An 18,220-nucleotide genomic window follows, 5' to 3' on the forward strand; every position below is an offset into this window, starting at 1 on the left:
TCCCGCCCTTTTGCTTGTCTGTATGCCTCTGTCGGCTTAGCGCAGCCGCCCGCCTGCATGGGCAAGCATGGTGTAGACCTTGCCGGTATCCGAAGACAGGTAGGTCTGGGCCATGACGTTGTCACGATCGTTGCGCGAAACGTCCTTCAGGAGCTTTTCGAAGTCGTCGCAGTAACGGTCGACGGCGGCGCGGAACTCGGCGTCGGCCTGATATTTGCGGCGGATTTCGTCAAAGGTCTGCTGGCCCTTGAGCGTGTAAAGGCGACGCGTGAACACGTCGCGCTCGCCGCGTCTGTAGCGATCCCACAACTCGATCGACGCCTCATGATCGATCGCTCGCGCGATGTCGACCGAGAGCGAGTTCAGCGATTCCACCACATGGGCGGCTGAACGCGGGCTTGCTGCCGGACGCGAGGCGTTGGCGGTGCCTTCGGGGCGGGCCTCTTCACGCGATGCGCCGCTCAGCAGGTCACGGACCCAGCCGCCGGGTTGTGCACGCGAATTGCCTTCACGCGGACGCGGGGCCGGATCGGGCGTGCGTTCCATCTCCAGCGTCCCGCGCAGCGGCAGGTGAGGAGCAGGAGGCTGCGGCGCGGCCGGCGCCTGCGGGGCTGGGGCCGGCGCGCGACGCTGCGGTTCCGGTGCACGCGCCTGGGGTGCTGCTGCCGGGCGCTGTGCCGTACGGTCGGAAACGTCGACGGTACGGCCGGACTTCGCAACGATCTCGGAGAGTTCCTTGAGGGCGTTGATCTGTTCGGTAACAGCACGGCGCATGGCGGTGGTGGACTGCTTTGCTTCCTCGGGCATGTCGAGCACGCCCTTCTTGAGCTCGGCGCGGGTGTCGTCGAGCTCGCTCTTGATGGAGCTTGCCGTGCGGCGCATGTCCTCGGTGGCGTCGGCGAAGCGCTTCGTCGCGGACTCGACAACATCGGAAATCGCGATGCGGATCTTGTCCGTCGAGGCGAGGGTGCGATCCTCGGCCTTGTCCAGCGCCTTGCCGACGAGGTCTTCGAAGGAGCGCATGACCCGCTCGAGGTCTTCCGACTTTTTGACCAGACCAACCGCCAGATCCTCCAGCGACGACTGGCGCTCGAGCGTGTGCTCGAGATTGCTCTGGGCCGAGCTCAGCAGTTCCGAAGCGCTCGTCAGCAGGCGGCTGTGCTCGTCGAAGCGGGTGGCGATGGAAGCCACTTCCTTGAGCGTGTTGGACGACAGTTCCGTGAGGCGGGTGGTGTTGGAATCCACCAGCCGTGCCGAGCTTGCGAAGGTCTGTGCGGCCTTCTCCGTCGTTGCGGCGAAGCTCTGCGTGCTGCCCGCCAGGCGATCATCGACATTGGCGAGGTTTGTGGCTGCCTTTTCGATGAGATCGTTGAGCTGTGAACTGGACGCTCCAAGCCGGACGATGAGATCGGTGACGCCTTCGGACAGATTGTTGCGGGCGCCCTCGACCGCAGACAGGGTCTCGGCGGTGCGGTTGGCGAGCGCATTGACCAAAGCGGCGTTTTCGGAACGAAGACGATCCGTTGCCTTCTGGGTGGCCAGTTCGAGGCTCTTCTGCAGCTCGTCGCCGCTTTCGGAGAAGCGTTCGACAAGCGGGCGGGCGGTTTCGTCGAGGATCTTGGTGATCTCGGCGGACCGCTCGGCAAGCATCGTGTTCAGTTCGCGGGTGTTGGCGCCGATGGTGCGTGCGGCGTCGTTGGTGCTCTGGCCGATATGCTGGCCGACCGCGGTGAAGGTCTCGGCGATGACGTTGGCACGGGAAACAAGCTGTGCCTCGGCCTGCGATATCTGCTCGTTGAGCTTCTGTCCGACATTTTCGGCGCTCGAAGCGAGGCGGATTTCGGCATTGGCGACATGCTCGTCCACCCTTGCAGCCACGGCTTCGACACCCGACGCAAGACGCTGATCCGCATTGGTGAGCGTCTCTTCGATGGCGCGTGCACGAGCGTCCAGTTCTACCGCGGTCTGCTTGGCCCGATCAGCAACACGCTGCTCGGTCTCGGCAAAGACGTTGGCGATCTCGGTCGCGTGCGTTCCGATCGCAGACGAAGACTCGCTGAGCCTTGCAGCAAGACGCTCGTCGGCGGTGTCGAACACACGGCCAATATCGGCGGCACGTCCGGCCAGGGTTTCGGCGGTCTCTCCGACGCGGGCGGCGAGGCGGGCGTCTGCTTCCTCGAAGTTGCGCACGATTTCGATAGCGCGCGAACCGAGCGTGGTTGCGCCATCGGAAATGCGGGAGATGAACTGCTGGTCGGCTGCATCGAAGATGCGGCCGAGCTCGGCAGCACGCGCGGCCAGTGCATCGGCCGATTCACCGATGCGCATGCTGAGGCGTTGGTCGGCGTCGTCGAAGTTGCGCAGGATGTCGCCAGCGCGAACCGCGAGCGAGCTCGCGGTCTCGACAGCGCGAGCCACCAGCTTCTGGTCCGCATCGTCGAAGGTCCGGACGATATCGCCGGCGCGCAGCGCCAACGTATCGGCGGTTTCCTCGGCGCGTGCGATCAGCGAAGACGACGTTTCCTGCGCACGGGCGGCGAGGCGGCCGTCGGCTTCCTCGAAGGCGCGGGTGATGTCGTCGGCGCGGGCAAGCAGCGCCGCCGAGGTCTGCTCGGCGCGATCCGCGATCTGGCGGTCGGCATCCGTGAAGGCCTTGCCGGCTTCTTCGTTCAGCGCGGCGGTGACTTCCAGAACCTTCTCGCGAAGTGCCCCGGCCACGAAGACGGCGCTCTTTTCCAACACGATACGAACATTGTCGATGCCGGTCGAAAGCGCACGCTCCATGGTGCCGGTGCGTTCCTCGATGACACCGGTCTGGCGGCGGAAGGCTTCCTCGATCTTCTCGACATCGGCAGACAGGGCATCGGCGATGTCGGCGCGCTTGCCGGCGATCGTCTCGATGTGACCGGAAACGGCTTCGTCGATCTCCCTGCGGGTTTCGGCGAGCCTGTTCAGATCGTCGTCAAGGGCGCGGGAAAGCATATCCCTGCCTTCCGAGAGCTTGCCGATGTGGGCGGCGATGATGCCGTCCACGTCCGCGCGGCTGTCGGTGACTTTCTGCAGGTCGGCTTCAAGCGCCTGCGAGAGGATGTTGCGGCCCTCGGCCAGCTTCTCGACCTGTCCGGCAACGATGTTGTCGATGTTCGAGCGGCTGTCGGCGAGCTTCTGCAGGTCGACTTCCAGGGCGCGGCGGAGAATGTCGCGGCCTTCGGCGAGCTTTTCCACCTGTCCGGCGACGAGACCGTCGATGCCTGAACGGCTCTCGGCGAGCTTCTGCAGATCTTCTTCCAGCGTGCGGGCCAACATGGCGCGGCCCTCGGCAAGACGCTCGGTCTGGCTGGCAATGAGGTTTTCGATGCTCTCGATATCCTGCTCAAGGGCGCGGGTGAGCACGCTGCGGCCTTCGCCGAGCTTTTCAGCCTGTCCGGCGATGACGCCTTCGATGCTGGCCACATCAGCCTCAAGGGCGTTCGATAGCACCTTGCGGCCTTCCACAAGCTTTTCCACCTGCGCGGCGACGAGACCCTCGATATTGGCCATATCCGCTTCCAGGGCGCGCGAGAGGATATCGCGGCCATGCGCGAGCTTCTCGACATGCGTCGAGACGATGCCGTCCAGCCCCGAGCGCGTCTCGGCGAGCTTGTTGAGGTCCTCTTCAAGAGCGAGCGTCAACTGCTGGCGGTGACCGCTGATCTTGTCAGCGTGCTGGGAGACCATGCGGTCGATGTTTGACAGATCGGCTTCCAGGGCGCGGCGGAGAATGTCGCGGCCTTCGGCCAGCTTCTCCACCTGTCCGGCGACCAGCCCGTCAATGCTGGAGCGGCTTTCGGCCAGCTTGCCGAGGTCGTCTTCCAAAGCACGCGTCAGATTTGCGCGACCCTCACCGAGCTTGTCTGCATGGGCGGAGACCATATCGCCGATGGTGGTCAGGTCTTCCTGCAGCGCCCGCTTGAGGATATTGCGGCCCTCGGCCAGCTTCTCGACCTGACCCGCGACGAGACCGTCAATGCTGGAGCGGCTTTCGGCCAGCTTGTTGAGGTCGTCCTCAAGAGCCCGGGTGAGGCGCAGGCGGCCTTCGTCCAGTTTTTCGAGCTGCCCGTCGATCAGGTTGTCGACGCTCGAACGGCTGTCGGCGATCCTGTTCAGATCGGCTTCGAGGGCACGGGAGAGAACGTCGCGTCCTTCGGCAAGCTTCTCGACCTGACTTGCCACGAGACCGTCTATGCTTGAGCGGCTGTCCGCAAGCTTGGCAAGGTCGGCTTCCAGCGCGCGCTTGAGAATATCGCGGCCTTCGGCCAGCTTTTCCACCTGTCCGGCGACCAAACCGTCGATGCCGGAGCGGCTTTCGGCGAGCTTGTTGAGGTCGTCCTCAAGAGCCCGGGTGAGGCGCAGGCGGCCTTCGTCAAGCTTTTCGAGCTGGCCGTCGATGAGATTGTCGATGCTCGAGCGGCTGTCGGCGATTTTGCCCAGATCCGATTCCAGAGCGCGGGAGAGAATGTCGCGGCCCTCGGCCAGCTTCTCGACCTGGCTGGAAACGAGATTGTCGATGTTGCTGCGGCTTTCAGCAAGCTTGGCAAGGTCGGCTTCCAGCGCGCGCTTAAGAATATCGCGGCCTTCGGCCAGCTTTTCCACCTGTCCGGCGACCAGTCCGTCGATGCCGGAGCGGCTCTCGGCGAGCTTGTTGAGATCGTCTTCCAGGGCGCGGGTGAGGCGCGAACGGCCTTCGTCGAGCTTTTCGAGTTGCCCGTCGATGAGGTTGTCGATGCTCGAGCGGCTCTCGGCAAGTTTTCCAAGATCGGCTTCGAGGGCGCGCGAAAGAATGCTGCGGCCTTCGCTCAGCTTCCCGACATGGCCGGCGACCATTTCATCAATGCCCGCACGGGTTTGAGTGAGTTTCTGCGAATCCTCCATGAGCGCGCGGGTGAGGCTTGCACGGCCTTCGGCCAGCCGCTCCAGATGATCGCCAAGGGATGCGTCGATGGTGGCGCGGGATTCGTTAATCTTGCGCAAATCCTCATCGAGCGCCTGCGAGATCAGGGTGCGGCCTTCGGCTAGCTTCAGCACCTGGAGGCTGACGGCCTCCTCGATGCCTGCACGGCTTTCCTCGAACTTGGTCAGATCGCCACGAAGCGTTGTTGCGATGCGTTCGCCGCTCTCAGCAAACTTGCGCGACTGATTTTCGACGGCCTCGTCAATGCTTTGACGCGCTTCGCTAAGCTTCTGGATGTCTGCGTCGAGGGCGTCGGAAACGACATTGCGCGCCGATTCCAGCCGGGTTGCGAAGTCGTCGGCGCGCGCTTCCAGCATGGAAGAGGTCGACATGACGATATCCGCCATTTCGGAGCCGATCCGCGCCCGGCCTTCGTCGATGACGGTCGAGAGGCTCTGCTTGCCTTCCGAGAAGGTGTTTGCGATCTCGCGTGCGCGGTCGACCAGCGTTTCGTTGATCTGCCGTGCGCGGGCTTCAAGGGCGGCATTGAGCTTCTGAGTGCCGGTGTCGAGCGCTTCGGCGCGCGTCTGGAACTCGCTGATGAGGACCTGGCCGCGTTCGGCCAGCGTGCGCTCGATGCCCTGGAGGCTCGCCTCGAAGTCGGCATTCAGCGTGCGGGCAGCGCCGCCCAGCAGGGAAACCATGCCGGAGGTGCGGTCGTCCAGCAGGTCAGAGAGCGACCGCGTCATGTCGTCGGTGCTCTGGGTAAGCTTGGCGATGCGCGTGTCGAGAAGGCTGGCGAAAGCCTCGCCGGACGTGGTGATGCGATCGCCGATCGTGTCGAGGCGCTGATCGATCGACTCGAAGATCGAAGCGCCGCTTTCGTTGATGCGATCGATCAGCGTATCGCCGGAATTGTTGATCGTCATCGACAGCTTGGTCGAGGCGTTCAGGATATTGTCGCGAATGACTTCGCTGGCGGAACCCAGTTCGTCGCGCAGTGTCTCATGCGCGCCGGTGATCGACGCGCGCACGCGTTCGGCGTGGGTCACCACGGCTTCACGCTCGCTGCCGAGCCCGTCGACGAGCGAGCGGATGCGGGCCTCATTCTCCGAATAGGAGCGTTCGATCTGGTTGACTTCGGTGTGGACCAGCGTTTCGAGTTCGACAGCGCGGGCCAGCGTGCGTTCGATACCTTCGCCCATGGCCGCCACTTCGCGGCGCACAGCCTGGCCAACGGTCATGACGCGATCCTGTGCCAGATTCTCCGGCTCGGCGAGGCGGAAAGCCACTTCCGTCATGGACTGGGCGGCAATGCGCATGTCCTGTGCGCGGCGGATCATGAGCGCGAACGCCCAGAAAAGGATTATCGGCGTAAAGGTGAGGACGCCGAGCAGAATAAGGTACGGGCGCGCCAGGACCTGATCGATCGATCGGATCTCAAGGATGCTTGGCGTAAACAGCATGTTGGCGAGAAGAAAGCCGCCACCGATCCACAGCAGCGAGAGAATTGCCACGACCCAATAGACGCCGTTCGACGAACGCCGGTTTATGCCGTGCATAACCGATCTGTAGTCGCGCTGCTGGTCGTCATTGGCCGGCGAAAAGCCGGAAGGGCGTCCGTTCGGCTGCTCGACCGGGCGAAGCTCGGCAGCGGGAGCAGCTGTCTTTTTAGAATTGGAATTGGAACTCGAGGGCTTCGAGGGCGCATTCTGTACAGCAGGCTGAGCGGCTTTTTCAGCCCGGCTCTCGCGTGCGAGCTCGTCAGCGGCTTGCGATATCTGCGCCTCCAGATCTTCCATCGAGGCTGCTATATCCAGCTCATCGGCGCCTGCCGATAGGTCGAAGTCGAGGGCTTCCTCGAGCTCTTTTGCGACTTCGCTGTCGAGGTTCTTCGTTGTCGAAGTTTTTTTCGCCATTTCGCCGTTACCCTGTACTACTGCCGCGAGGTCGCCAAATTTCGGCGCTTATATGCCCGCGTGCGAGGCTTATTATGGACCGCCCGTATCGTAGTGGCACAGCCGGGTAAAGGAAACTTGAATCCGGCCAGATACGTAAAACTTTAAACATAAGGTTAACGAAGCCACGATTTGGGCGGCTTTGCGACGGATTTCCGCGCTCTCGCACATTAACCCGTTATCCACATGATTACGCTAGCCTGGTTGATCTAGCCGGGTGCATGACAAGAAGGTTGAAATGGCACTGCATACATCCAACGCCGTCGCATTTTCGATGCCGGGCGGCGAAAGCTGCGGCTCGGCGCGGTCTCGCCCGGTCGATCTGGTTCATCTCGCCCGGCAAACGATGGGCGATCGTGCGCTCGAGCAGGAAGTGCTGGCATTGTTCGTGCAGCAGGCCTTGCAGGTTCGCGACCAGATTTCTGCTGCCAGCACAAATGAGCGTCTTCGTTTGGCCCACGGCCTGAAGGGTTCGGCGCGTGGCGTCGGTGCATTCGCCATTGCCGATTGCGCGACCGAGATCGAAAAGCAGCCCGAAGATCGCAATGTTTTGAAGCGGTTGTCGGGGCTCATTGACGAAGTCCGCGAATTCGTCGCCGCTATCAATCGATAGGCAATTTCTCCACTTGTTCTCGAATACGTCATGCGAGGCCGCTTTTGCGACGCAGTTGACTTGCGCGCCGGAGTGATTATCTCGGCTTGGTATTCATTTCAGGGGCTGTAATGACCAAGCTTTCCTTTCTCGCCTTCGATGGTACGCGCTTTGACGTGGAAGCCGAAAACGGCTCGACCGTCATGGAGAACGCCATCCGCAATGCGGTGCCGGGCATCGAGGCGGAATGCGGCGGCGCCTGCGCCTGCGCTACCTGCCATGTTTATGTCGATGAGGCCTGGACCGATATTGTCGGCGAGCCGGAGGCGATGGAAGAAGACATGCTCGACTTCGCCTATGACGTTCGGCCGAATTCGCGCCTGTCCTGCCAGATCAAGGTTCGCGATGAACTGGACGGGCTCGTGGTGCAGGTTCCTGAGCGCCAGGGATAATTCCGCTGTTACCGGCCAGGCGCTTCCATTCCTGATATCCTGCTAGGGAAATTTTCAACACATCACAGTCGAGGGCAGGAATATGGAGAGCAGCAAGACGGACGTTCTGATCATCGGAGCAGGGCCGGTCGGGCTGTTCGCCGTGTTCGAACTCGGCCTGTTCGATATGAAATGCCGTCTGATCGACATTCTCGATCGGCCCGGCGGCCAATGCGCCGAACTTTATCCTGAAAAACCCATCTACGACATTCCGGCCTGGCCTTCGATCTCGGCCCAAGGCCTCGTCGACAAGCTGATGGAGCAGATCGCTCCGTTCAAGCCGGAGTTCAGCTTCAACCGCATGGTTTCCGGGCTCGAAAAGCTCGAAGACGGCACGTTTCGCGTCACCACGGACGAAGACGAGGTGATCGAGGCTAAGGTCGTGGTGATCGCTGCCGGCGGCGGCTCGTTCCAGCCAAAGCGACCGCCGATACCGGGTATCGAGGCCTATGAAGGCACCAGCGTTTTCTATTCGGTCCGGCGCATGGAAGAATTCCGGGGCCATGATCTCGTCATCGTCGGCGGCGGCGATTCCGCGCTCGACTGGACGCTCAACCTGCAGCCTGTCGCCAAAAGCGTCACGCTGGTTCATCGCCGCCCGGAATTCCGTGCGGCTCCTGACAGCGTCAACAAGATGTACGCGATGCAGGAGATGAAGCAGCTTGATTTTCAGGTCGGGCAGGTGACGGGTCTGAAGGGCGGCGACGGGCAACTCTCATCCGCGACCATCAAAGGGCCCGATGGCGACGTCGAAATCCCTTGCACGCGCATGCTGCCGTTCTTCGGCCTGACGATGAAGCTCGGGCCGATCGCCGATTGGGGCCTCAATCTCCATGAAAACCTTATTCCAGTCGATACGGAGAAGTTCGAGACCTCGGTGCCGGGGATTTTCGCCGTTGGCGATATCAACTGGTATCCGGGCAAGCTGAAGCTGATCCTTTCCGGCTTTCACGAAGTGGCGCTGATGGCGCAGGCTGCCAAGAAGATCGTCAGCCCCGGCGAGCGCATCGTGTTCCAGTACACGACGTCGTCTTCCAGCCTGCAGAAGAAGCTTGGCGTGGCTGATTAGGCTGCATTCAGCCGGCGCGGCGTGCTGCTTCCATGCGCTCGAGGCGATATCCCAGAAGGCGCATGATGCGCCTTTCGAAATTCACGCTTTCAACCCGGTCGAATTGTTCCTGCGCCTTGTCGTGCTTTTCGAGAATCCTGGAACGGATCTCTTTAGCCTTGGCCAGAACCGTCTCGCAGTCCTTTTGCCGGCCCATCGCCTTCATGGCCCGTTCCATTTCGCGGGCGTAATTCTTGGCGATGACGACATGGCCTTCCTCATGCCGCTTGATGTCGGAAGCCAACGTATCCCAGATCAGTCTGACATCCTGTTCCGCCTTGCGAGGGCGGCTCCACCTGGGAAGGATGATTTTTACCTTCAAGGTCACCTTCGCCTCGGCGAGCTGGCAAAAGCTTGAAGCGAACGTCGTTGTTCCCTTGGCGTAGCCGAGGCGTGTGGTGAATTCCATCTGCGTGGCGCCGGGGTGGCGCTTGTTGGAGGTTTTTACCTGTGGCCCGTGCCGGGCCAATTCGTTTTCGATCTGATCCAGCGTGTTACCGCCGACCGAAAAGTAGCTGTAGGTCTTCGAAAGGCTGACAGCGCCGGCGGGAATGGCCGAAGCGACGATCAAGCCGAGGGCCAGCAGGATACGTTTGTTCATATTGCCTCTTGCTGTACCTTGCTTTACGCGCACTTTGGTGTGCAACCGAAATCGCCACCAAACCAGTCTTGCTGCAACAAGTGTTGATTTTTTGTGCCTTCGCCTGATGAAAAAGAGCAATCGACCGTGACGACACGATGGCAGCTGGCCCACGGCCGGCACCTCGACATCGGTGACAAGGCGCTGGTGATGGGGATTTTGAACGTCACGCCGGACAGTTTTTCGGATGGCGGCCTCTTCAATGCGCCTGACAGGGCCATCGAGCAGGCGCAGCGCATGGCGAGCGAAGGCGCATCGATCATCGATGTCGGCGGGGAATCGACCCGTCCCGGCGCGACGCCGGTGTCGCCGGCAGAGGAGCAGGCAAGGGTATTGCCGGTCATCGAGGCGCTTGCGAAGGCCGGCGATATGCTGATCTCGGTCGATACATATCGCGAGGAGACGGCTAGGCTTGCGGTGGCTGCCGGCGCGCATATCGTCAACGATGTATGGGGCCTTCAGCGTGAACCGGGCATTGGCAAGCTTGCAGCCGAGACCGGGGCGGGGCTTGTCATCATGCATACCGGCCGGGAGCGCGAGAAAAACCCTGATGTCATCGCCGACCAGTTCGAGTTTCTCGAGCGATCCTTGCAGATCGCGCGTGCGGCTGGAGTGCGTGACGAACAGATATTGCTCGATCCGGGCTTTGGTTTTGCCAAGGATTCGGAGGAAAACCTGCAGCTCATGACGCGGTTCTCCGAGCTTCATGCGCTCGGCTTTCCATGGCTGGTAGGCACGTCGCGCAAGCGGTTCGTTGGCTATGTCTCGGGTAAGGATTCCGAGGCTCGCGATGCTGCCACTGCGGCCACGAGCGTAGTCCTTCGCCTGAAAGGGGCGGCGCTATTTCGGGTGCACAATGTCGCGATCAATGCCGATGCGCTTGCCGTCGCGGATGCTATCTTCGCGCGCGAAACTGCCAGATCTTTGTCTTAAGAATTCCGGTCAAGCCGAGGTTACGATTGTCTAATCCCAAAAAAGAGCGCGTTTATCTCAGCCTCGGCGGAAATCTCGGCGATCCGGCGAAAGCCATGGCCGCCGCCTTGCGTATGCTGGACGATGATCCAAAGACCGAGGTTCGGGCCGTCTCGTCGCTCTACCGCACGCCGCCGTGGGGCAAGCTCGACCAGCCGGATTTCCTCAACGCAACGGCTGAGATCGCGACTGGGTTGCCGCCGCGCGAATTGCTCGAGCTTTGCCTGGAATCGGAACGGAAACTCAAGCGCGTTCGCGAAGAGCGCTGGGGCCCGCGTCTTGTCGACATCGACATATTGGTGTTCGGCGACCGCACGATCCACGAAGTCGGGCTTGAGGTTCCGCATCCCCGCATGCTGGAGCGCGCCTTCGTTCTCGTGCCGTTGTCGGAGATAGCGCCGGATTTTTCCGTTGGTGGCGTAAGCCTGGATGAGCGCCTCAAACAGATCGATCGCGCCGGGATCGAGAGGCTTCCCTCCGGCCGGGACTGGTGGCGGGGCTGAGGCTTCGCCTGCATCAGCCCGCAAATCCGCCGCTGTCGAGAAAAGCCTGCTCCTCCGGCGTCGTTTCGCGGCCGAGAGCCCGGTTGCGATGCGGAAAGCGCCCGAAACGCTGAATGATATCACGGTGTTCGATCGCGAATTTCATGAAAGACTCGGGCAGAAACCGCGCCAGTTCCACCGATCGATATTGATCGTCCAGATGCTCTGAGTGCTCGAAAGGCAAATAGAGGAAGACGCGCAATTCGGGGTCAATGGCTTCGTCATGGCCAAGCTCCACGGCCTTGCGGGCAAAATGCCGTGCGAGAGGGTCGGTCGCGAACATATGCGCCGTGCCGCGAAAGCAGTTGCGCGGGAACTGGTCGAGCAAAATCAGCAGTGCGAGGCAGCCTTCCGGCTGGTCGGCCCAGTGATCCAGTTCACGTCTTGCAGCGGCAAAATGCAGCTCGCGGAAGCGATCATGAAAAGAACTGTCGAACGTGGCGTCCTTGGTGAACCACTGGTCGGGGCCGGCCTTGCGCCAGAATTCGAGGATTTCGAGCGCGTTCCGGTCCAATTCCGCCATCAATTCTGACTTCCTTCTGCTGTAACCGATTGTCCGAGAACGGTTGCCGTTCCCTCGTCCATGGCCCGCCCAGGGCGTCGCGGCGGCGTGAGCGGTGCCGGCACCGGCATGTTGCCTTTCATGAAGCCGCGGCCGGCCTGCAGGCCGCCGGCAAGCTGCGCGTCGAGGCGAGCGGCGTCGCGCTGGCGCACGTCCTGGATGACTTCTGCCGCTTCTTCCTCGTCTACGCCCAACTTTTCGAGCGTCGACTGGCCGAAGGCGAGGGCGGATTCGAAAGTCTCGCGAAGCTGGTAGTCGACGCCTGCCTGTATCAGGTCCATCGCAATGCCGCGGTCATAGGCCCGCGCCAGAACCGGCACGAGCGGGAATTCGGCGCGCATGTGCTCGGCGATGCGGACGGCAACATCGCCCTTGTCCACGCATATGAGAACGGCGCGGGCGCGGCCGGCACCTGCGGTGTGCAGAATATCCAGCCGGGTGCCATCGCCATAATAGACCTTGAAACCGAAAGTCGCGGCGGCCTGGATCATCTCGACATCGTTGTCGATGATGGAGACGTCGATGCCGCGCAGCAGCAACGGCTGGCTTGCTATCTGGCCAAAGCGCCCGAAGCCTATGACAAGCACGCTGCCTTGCAGATCTTCCGCCAGATCGACGCCATCCAGCGCCTGTTCCGTAGCTGGCGTGAGGTAACGCAAGGCGATTATCGCGAGCGGCGTCAAAACCATGGAAAGGATGATGACGGCAGTCAGAAGAGCGTTTGCCTGCCCGTCGATGATGCCTACGGCCATGGCTGAGGAGTAGAGAACGAACGCAAACTCGCCGCCCTGCGCCATGATCACCGCGCGCTCCAGTGCTACGCGATGGCTCGATTTCAGGAAACGAGCGACCAGATAGATGCCCAGCGCCTTAACGAGCATGTAGGCGACGACGTAGAAGGCCACGATCTGCCAGTTGGCGGCGACGATCCGCAAATCCAGCGACATGCCGACGGCGAGGAAGAACAGGCCGAGCAGGACACCGCGGAATGGCTCGATATCCGCTTCGAGCTGGTGGCGGAACGTCGATTCGGACAGCAGCACGCCGGCCAGGAAGGCGCCCATCGCCATCGAGAGACCGCCGAGTTGCATGGCAAGCGCCGAACCGAGGACGACAAGCAGGGCGGCTGCCGTCATCACTTCCCGGGCCTGCGAATCGGCGAGAATGCGAAACAGGGGGTTGAGCAGGTAGCGTCCCGCTATCACGAGGCCGAGGATCGACCCCAGGCCTATGCCGATATCAATCAGCCGAGTCGACCATGTCGTCTCCGCGTGCCCCGCCGCGACAGGCGCGAGAAACGCCACCGCAGCCAGAAGCGGGACGATGGCAAGGTCTTCCAGAAGCAGGATGGAGACCATGCGCTGCCCGTTGGGCGACGACATCTCGCCGCGCTCTTCCAATATCTGCATGACGATGGCGGTCGAGGTGAGCACGAAACCGGCGCCGGCGACGAAGGATACCGAAACCGAAAACCCGGTCAGGAGACCGACCCCGGTAAGCAGCATTGCGCATACGCCGACCTGAAGCACGCCGAGGCCGAATATCTGTTTTCGCAAGCCCCAAAGCCGCGATGGCTGCATTTCAAGCCCGATGATGAACAGGAACATCACCACGCCAAGCTCGGCGACGTGCAGGATGGCAGCCGAATCGGAAAAAATCTTGAGCCCGAAGGGGCCGATCGCAAGGCCGGCGGCAAGATAGCCGAGAATCGAGCCCAGGCCCAAGCGCTTGAAGATCGGAACGGCTATGACGCCGGCACCGAGCAATGCCACCACCTGAATGAGATCGCTGTTCGAAGCTTCCGCCGCCATAAACTGTCCTGATTGTTCGCGCCGGACGTTTGCACGGCGAAAGGGGGATCGATCGTCAGGATAGAAGCTTACGCCTCGCGCGAAAAGCCCGGAAAGGGAGGGGAACCCGACGATGTATGCCCATCATTCTTCGCAAGACAGGTAAGTCCACCAAAAAGCGCCTGGCTCATCGAATTTTCCTTCCAGGTTTTCGCGTTGCAGTTGCAAACCGTCACAAACGGGCGCTAAAGCACGATTGGCTACTGGCCAAGCGGGGGGCTTGAGACATGCGGCTGTCATTTTTGCTGCTATTTCAAGGAGAGGACTACAATGAAGAAATTTTTGCTCGTCGCGGTCGGCATCGCGGCGCTGGCCGGCTCGGCCTGTTCCAAGGCACCGGAATGCACGTCTGAGGTGCTGGGCCAAAAGGCACAGGAGCTGACGACGGCACTGCAGGCCGCTATCACGAAGGACCCCGCAAAAGCTGCTGAACTGACCACAAAGGTGCAGGAGATCGGCACGAAATATCAGGGTTCCACGACCTCAGCCGATGCCTGCAAGGCCTATGACGAACTGATTGCAGTGATCAAGAGCTGATATTTTTTTGATTATTGCCGAAAGGCGGTCGTCGTGAGGCGGCCGCTTTTTTCGTTATCGGCTATTTTCGCGCGATCGTGCCGACGGCAGTTGCGTCGACGCGTTTCAAGCTCATGCCGATGACCGGCACCATCTGCTCATCGACGCGCACCGAAACGGTGACATTCATCGTGTTGTCATCGGGAATGCGCGCCTGCATCACGCCCTTGAGCTGGTTGCGGTTGAGCGCGAACACGACCTTGCGGCCATCGACGACATTGCCGGAGATGATGTCCAGGCCTTTGCCGGCGGCGCCATCGAGGAAGGTGCCCTTGTAGCCCTTGCTGCCCTTGTGCTCGACTGTGGCCGACATCTTCTGCGTGAAGACGCCGACACGGCAGCCGCCATCCAGCGTCATCCCGACTTTGCCAGAAGGCGTCGAGCCGGTGAAGGTGCAGTTGAATTTCGTGCCTTTGTATTTGCCGGCGACGATTTCGCCCGGGCCGACCCAGTCGCCTTCAACGCTCTGGAAGAACTTCTTGTCGCGCTGAGGTCCCTGAACGGTATCTGCGAAGCTTGGTGTTGCTGCGGCAAATGCCATGATCGGCAACACGGTGGACAGAACTGCGCGTTTCATCAAGGGACACCCGGAGACAAAGAAAACGTGGTTACGATTTCCTGAACCATGACCAAGATTGGTTAATGCTTCGTCACCTTGGGCATCCCATGCAATCGCTTCGAGGTCAATTTCGAAGTTCCCGATCAGTCTTCCGCTGTCGTCTTTTCCGTTTGTTTCCTCGTCGCAAACGAGGTCAGCGCCGATAGAAAGTCACCCATGCCCGGCCGCTTTTGCGCGATGAAGGGCAGGGGGCGGGCGGTTTCCATCGCGGCGATGCCGATTCGCGCGGTCATCATGCCATTGACCACGCCTTCGCCCAGCTTGGCCGAAAGCCGCGCCGCGAGACCGTGGCCGACGATCTGCTGCACGAAACTGTCGCCGACGGCGATCGAACCTGTAACGGCCAGGTGAGCCAGCACGCTGCGGGCAAGGCGAAAGAAGCCGAGCGTTCCCGGTCTGCCGCCATAAAGCTCCGACAAGCGCCGAATGAGTCGGCCTGCCTCGAACACGACATAGGCGACATCGACCAGCGCACGGGGACTGACGGCGGTCACCAGCGATACGCGCTTGGCCGCATCCAGGATCAACACCTTGGCGCGGGCGTCGAGCGGGCTCAGGATTTCGGTTTCGGCAAGCTTCACTAGATTGGCGCCGTCGATGATCTCGTCGCGCAGTTCGTCGAGCGCGCGCCGGCCGGCTGCGGTGTCGGGCTTGCCGGCCACGAATGCGGAAAGTTCCTCCACCACCGACCGTGCAGCCTTCGGATCATCGCGGGCAACCGCATCCAGCGCCTTCGTTTGCAGCTTTTGAACCGAAGCAAGACGCCGAAGCGCCAGCATTTCCCGCAGAAGGATCACAACGAGTGCGAGTGCTGCGATGACCGCCACGCCTGCCGCAAGCCAGCCCAGCCATTCGGCACGCTCGAACAGGTCGCGGATGAGCTGGTCGGTCCACAAGCCGACGGCGAGCGAAACCAGTATCCCCAGCGCGCCGAGGAATATCGAGGCGAGCTTCGACTGGCGTCGTGGCGCGGATGCGGGCGGCGGCTCGCTCGCAATGATGTCGGGTTCGTCGAAGACGTCGATCTCTGCGGGCGTGACGATTGCTACATCCGTCTTCAACGCACGGGGTTTGCGCGGTGCTTCGGTGGCCGTGCGCTTTGAGGCGGAAGCCGTCTTTTCCTCGGCTGCTTCCGGCTCGATGCGGAAGGCGGCCGGCTTTCGGGGCGCGTTCATGCGAGATGGTCTCCGATCAGGAACTGCAGCGCCCGGTCCAGCCTTATATGCGGCAACGACAGGGTAACGCCCTCGGCAGTCTTTTCCAGTTTCGGCGGACGGAAGCGCACGAAGCGGATGGTGGGGTCACCGTTGGTTTGATGCCCGCTGGCGCCGCCGGCTTCAAAAACTGAATCCGCTTTTGCCGGCAAGTCACCGGGAAATATGGCTGTTTCGGTCTTGCCGTCGAATGTCTCGCCGCCGATGGTTTCGCCTTCCAGCGGCGTGCCGATGATGACTGGAAGCGTTTCGCGACCTTGCTTGACCGTGCCTTCGCGCGTTGCGCGCACTGCCGCCATGGCCAGTACGTCCACGTCGGCGCCCGACAGATTGGCGCGGGCGACGGCACGCTCCGTGAGGCGGCGCACGATTGCCTGCAGCCTGTCATGGCTTTCGTGGTGAAGGTGATCGGCCTTGGTGGCGGCGACGAGGATGCGGTCTATGCGCCGCGAAAACAGGTCAGTCAGGAAGCTGCCGCGTCCTGGGCGAAAGCAGGCAAGGATTTCGGTGACTGCGCGCTCAAGATCCGCGATTGCGCCTGGACCTGCGTTGAGCGCCTGCATGGCGTCGATCAGCACGATCTGACGGTCGAGCCTTGCGATGTGCTCACGAAAGAACGGCTTGATGACGTGGGTCTTGTAGGCCTCGTAGCGACGCTCCATCATGGCATGGAGCGAGCCGGGGCGGGGGCGGGCATTTTCGAGGCCGGGCAGGGGCGCGAAGGTCAGCGCCGGCGAGCCTTCGAGGTCGCCGGGCATGAGGAACCTGCCGGGCGGCAAGGTCGACAATGCCCGTTCGTCAAGTTTGCAGGCTTTCAGGTAGGCCGCGAAACTCTCGAACAGCTTTCGAGCCGTCATCTCGTCGGCATCGGCATTGGGGTCGATCGTTTCGGAAAGCTTTCGCCAGTCTTCCGACAGGTCGGTGCGAACCGGCAATGCCGCCATCTCGAATGCGTCGTGGGAGAATTCACTGTAGGATTTGCCGAGAAGCGGCAGATCCAAAAGCCATTCTCCGGGATAGTCGACGATATCGACTGACAGGCGACCCGCCGAAAACATCCGGTTCCAGCCGGAAGCGGATTCATATTCGATCGTCAGCCTCAGTTCCGAGATTGCACGCGTTGAGTCCGGCCATGTCCGCGCGTTCACCAGCGCATCGATATGATCCTCATACTGAAAGCGCGGCACGGCATCGTCGGGCTGCTCTTCCAGGAAAGCACGCGAAATGCGGCCGGACTTCTGCGCCTCGAACAGCGGCAGGCGTCCGCCCTGGATGAGGTTGTGCACGAATGCGGAGATGAAAACGGTCTTGCCGGCGCGTGAGAGGCCGGTGACGCCTACCCGCATAGACGGCGCGAACAGGCCTGTTGTCCGTTCCGCAATCGTGTCCAGCGCTATTCGCGCCTCGTCGGTGAAAGTGGTCAGAGACGCCAAAGGCCAAACCTCGTCTGTGGATGCCTCCCGATATAGGCAATGCGATTCCGATTTGAAGCGCCGGCAGGGATTTGGAACGACTTACGCATCCGCCGGCGTTATGAACGCTTCGAGAAAACCCTTGCCGGGAGCGGCCTCGCAGAGACCTTCGTCGAACCGGATCACGGCAAGGCCGGAAGTCGGGAAACCGGCGTGCAACGTGGCGCGGGCGTCTTCATCGCCGTCGGTGGCGACCGCCATGGCGAGATCTTCCATCATCGGATTGTGGCCAATGACAAGGATCGAGCCAAGGCAGCCGTTTTCCCGGATGATCTTCAGGTAGCCTGCTGCATCCTCGCGGTAGAGATCGTCGAAGAACAGAACTTTGCCGGTATCGGCATTGCCGGCGATGCCTTCCAGTGTCTGGCGGGCACGCGCCGCATTGGAGCACAGCGTCAGGTCCGGCACATAGTCGTGGGCGCGCATCGTTACCCCGGTCGTTTCGGCATCGGTAATGCCGGACGGATCAAGGGGGCGGTCAAAATCTCGCATTCCGGGCAAGGCCCATCCAGCTTTGGCGTGTCTGAGTAGATACAGCCTGCTCGCCACGCCAACCCTCCCTTGAACGGCTTTTTCATGTTGCCGATTGCTTGAGAGGATTTAGCGACGGGCCATCAATTGCGCAACCGAATGATGAGAAAGCCGTTGTTTCTCGGTCTGTCGCAGTAGTGATCTACTGCTTTTGATATAGGCC

14 protein-coding genes are annotated in these 18,220 nt (G+C 61.5%); 6 read left to right on the plus strand and 8 right to left on the minus strand.

Features of this window, described 5'->3' with window-relative positions; translation table 11 throughout:
* Positions 1-36: 36 nt before the first annotated feature.
* Entirely contained in the window at positions 37-6,849 is a 6,813-nt protein-coding gene (locus tag BM413_RS09520) for a hypothetical protein (RefSeq protein ID WP_091912686.1), read from the minus strand.
* 277 nt (positions 6,850-7,126) lie between these two features.
* Here BM413_RS09520 and BM413_RS09525 point away from each other — a divergent pair, with 277 nt between their 5' ends.
* From BM413_RS09525 to BM413_RS09535, 3 genes are all read left to right on the plus strand, one after another.
* On the plus strand, positions 7,127-7,501 hold the full coding sequence (locus BM413_RS09525) for an Hpt domain-containing protein (protein ID WP_091912872.1): 375 nt from the start codon (positions 7,127-7,129) through the stop codon (positions 7,499-7,501).
* Positions 7,502-7,611: 110 nt separating this feature from the next.
* Positions 7,612-7,932 carry a 2Fe-2S iron-sulfur cluster-binding protein gene (locus BM413_RS09530; protein ID WP_091912688.1) on the plus strand — a complete coding sequence of 107 codons (321 nt, stop codon included), beginning with the start codon at positions 7,612-7,614 and terminating at the stop codon, positions 7,930-7,932.
* 82 nt (positions 7,933-8,014) lie between these two features.
* On the plus strand, positions 8,015-9,040 hold the full coding sequence (locus BM413_RS09535; protein ID WP_091912689.1) for an NAD(P)/FAD-dependent oxidoreductase: 1,026 nt from the start codon (positions 8,015-8,017) through the stop codon (positions 9,038-9,040).
* A gap of 7 nt (positions 9,041-9,047) precedes the next feature.
* On the opposite strand, the gene BM413_RS09540 is transcribed toward BM413_RS09535, so the two are convergent.
* The gene (locus tag BM413_RS09540; protein WP_091912691.1) at positions 9,048-9,680 is read right to left on the minus strand and encodes a DUF922 domain-containing Zn-dependent protease; all 633 of its coding nucleotides are present in this window, start codon (positions 9,678-9,680) and stop codon (positions 9,048-9,050) included.
* Positions 9,681-9,806: 126 nt separating this feature from the next.
* On the opposite strand from BM413_RS09540, the gene folP reads away from it, so the two are divergent.
* On the plus strand, positions 9,807-10,652 hold the full coding sequence (gene folP, locus BM413_RS09545) for a dihydropteroate synthase (protein WP_244537817.1): 846 nt from the start codon (positions 9,807-9,809) through the stop codon (positions 10,650-10,652).
* 26 nt (positions 10,653-10,678) lie between these two features.
* Positions 10,679-11,194 carry a 2-amino-4-hydroxy-6-hydroxymethyldihydropteridine diphosphokinase gene (folK, locus tag BM413_RS09550; protein ID WP_091912692.1) on the plus strand — a complete coding sequence of 172 codons (516 nt, stop codon included), beginning with the start codon at positions 10,679-10,681 and terminating at the stop codon, positions 11,192-11,194.
* Positions 11,195-11,207: 13 nt separating this feature from the next.
* Here the strand turns inward: folK and BM413_RS09555 are convergent, their stop codons facing one another.
* The gene (locus BM413_RS09555; RefSeq protein WP_091912694.1) at positions 11,208-11,756 is read right to left on the minus strand and encodes a DUF924 family protein; all 549 of its coding nucleotides are present in this window, start codon (positions 11,754-11,756) and stop codon (positions 11,208-11,210) included.
* Positions 11,756-13,606, minus strand: a complete 1,851-nt coding sequence (locus tag BM413_RS09560; RefSeq protein ID WP_091912695.1) for a monovalent cation:proton antiporter-2 (CPA2) family protein — start codon at positions 13,604-13,606, stop codon at positions 11,756-11,758. Before BM413_RS09560 ends, BM413_RS09555 begins: the two co-directional genes overlap by 1 nt.
* Before the next feature lie 309 nt (positions 13,607-13,915).
* Between BM413_RS09560 and BM413_RS09565 the strand changes: the two genes are divergently transcribed.
* Positions 13,916-14,182 carry a hypothetical protein gene (locus BM413_RS09565; protein WP_091912697.1) on the plus strand — a complete coding sequence of 89 codons (267 nt, stop codon included), beginning with the start codon at positions 13,916-13,918 and terminating at the stop codon, positions 14,180-14,182.
* 61 nt (positions 14,183-14,243) lie between these two features.
* Here the strand turns inward: BM413_RS09565 and BM413_RS09570 are convergent, their stop codons facing one another.
* The 4 genes from BM413_RS09570 to BM413_RS09585 all read right to left on the minus strand — a co-directional run bounded on the left by BM413_RS09570 (position 14,244) and on the right by BM413_RS09585 (position 18,075).
* Positions 14,244-14,798: a hypothetical protein gene (locus BM413_RS09570; protein ID WP_091912876.1), complete on the minus strand. Its 555-nt coding sequence runs from the start codon at positions 14,796-14,798 to the stop codon at positions 14,244-14,246.
* Between the two features lie 125 nt (positions 14,799-14,923).
* Positions 14,924-16,015 carry a YcjF family protein gene (locus tag BM413_RS09575; RefSeq protein WP_091912699.1) on the minus strand — a complete coding sequence of 364 codons (1,092 nt, stop codon included), beginning with the start codon at positions 16,013-16,015 and terminating at the stop codon, positions 14,924-14,926.
* Positions 16,012-17,487 carry a YcjX family GTP-binding protein gene (locus tag BM413_RS09580; RefSeq protein ID WP_091912701.1) on the minus strand — a complete coding sequence of 492 codons (1,476 nt, stop codon included), beginning with the start codon at positions 17,485-17,487 and terminating at the stop codon, positions 16,012-16,014. The genes BM413_RS09575 and BM413_RS09580 overlap by 4 nt, the downstream gene beginning before the upstream one ends.
* Before the next feature lie 81 nt (positions 17,488-17,568).
* Entirely contained in the window at positions 17,569-18,075 is a 507-nt protein-coding gene (locus BM413_RS09585) for a SixA phosphatase family protein (protein WP_091912703.1), read from the minus strand.
* Positions 18,076-18,220 lie beyond the last annotated feature (145 nt).

It is taken from the genome of Mesorhizobium sp. YR577 (assembly GCF_900116595.1).
Classification (GTDB): domain Bacteria; phylum Pseudomonadota; class Alphaproteobacteria; order Rhizobiales; family Rhizobiaceae; genus Mesorhizobium_M.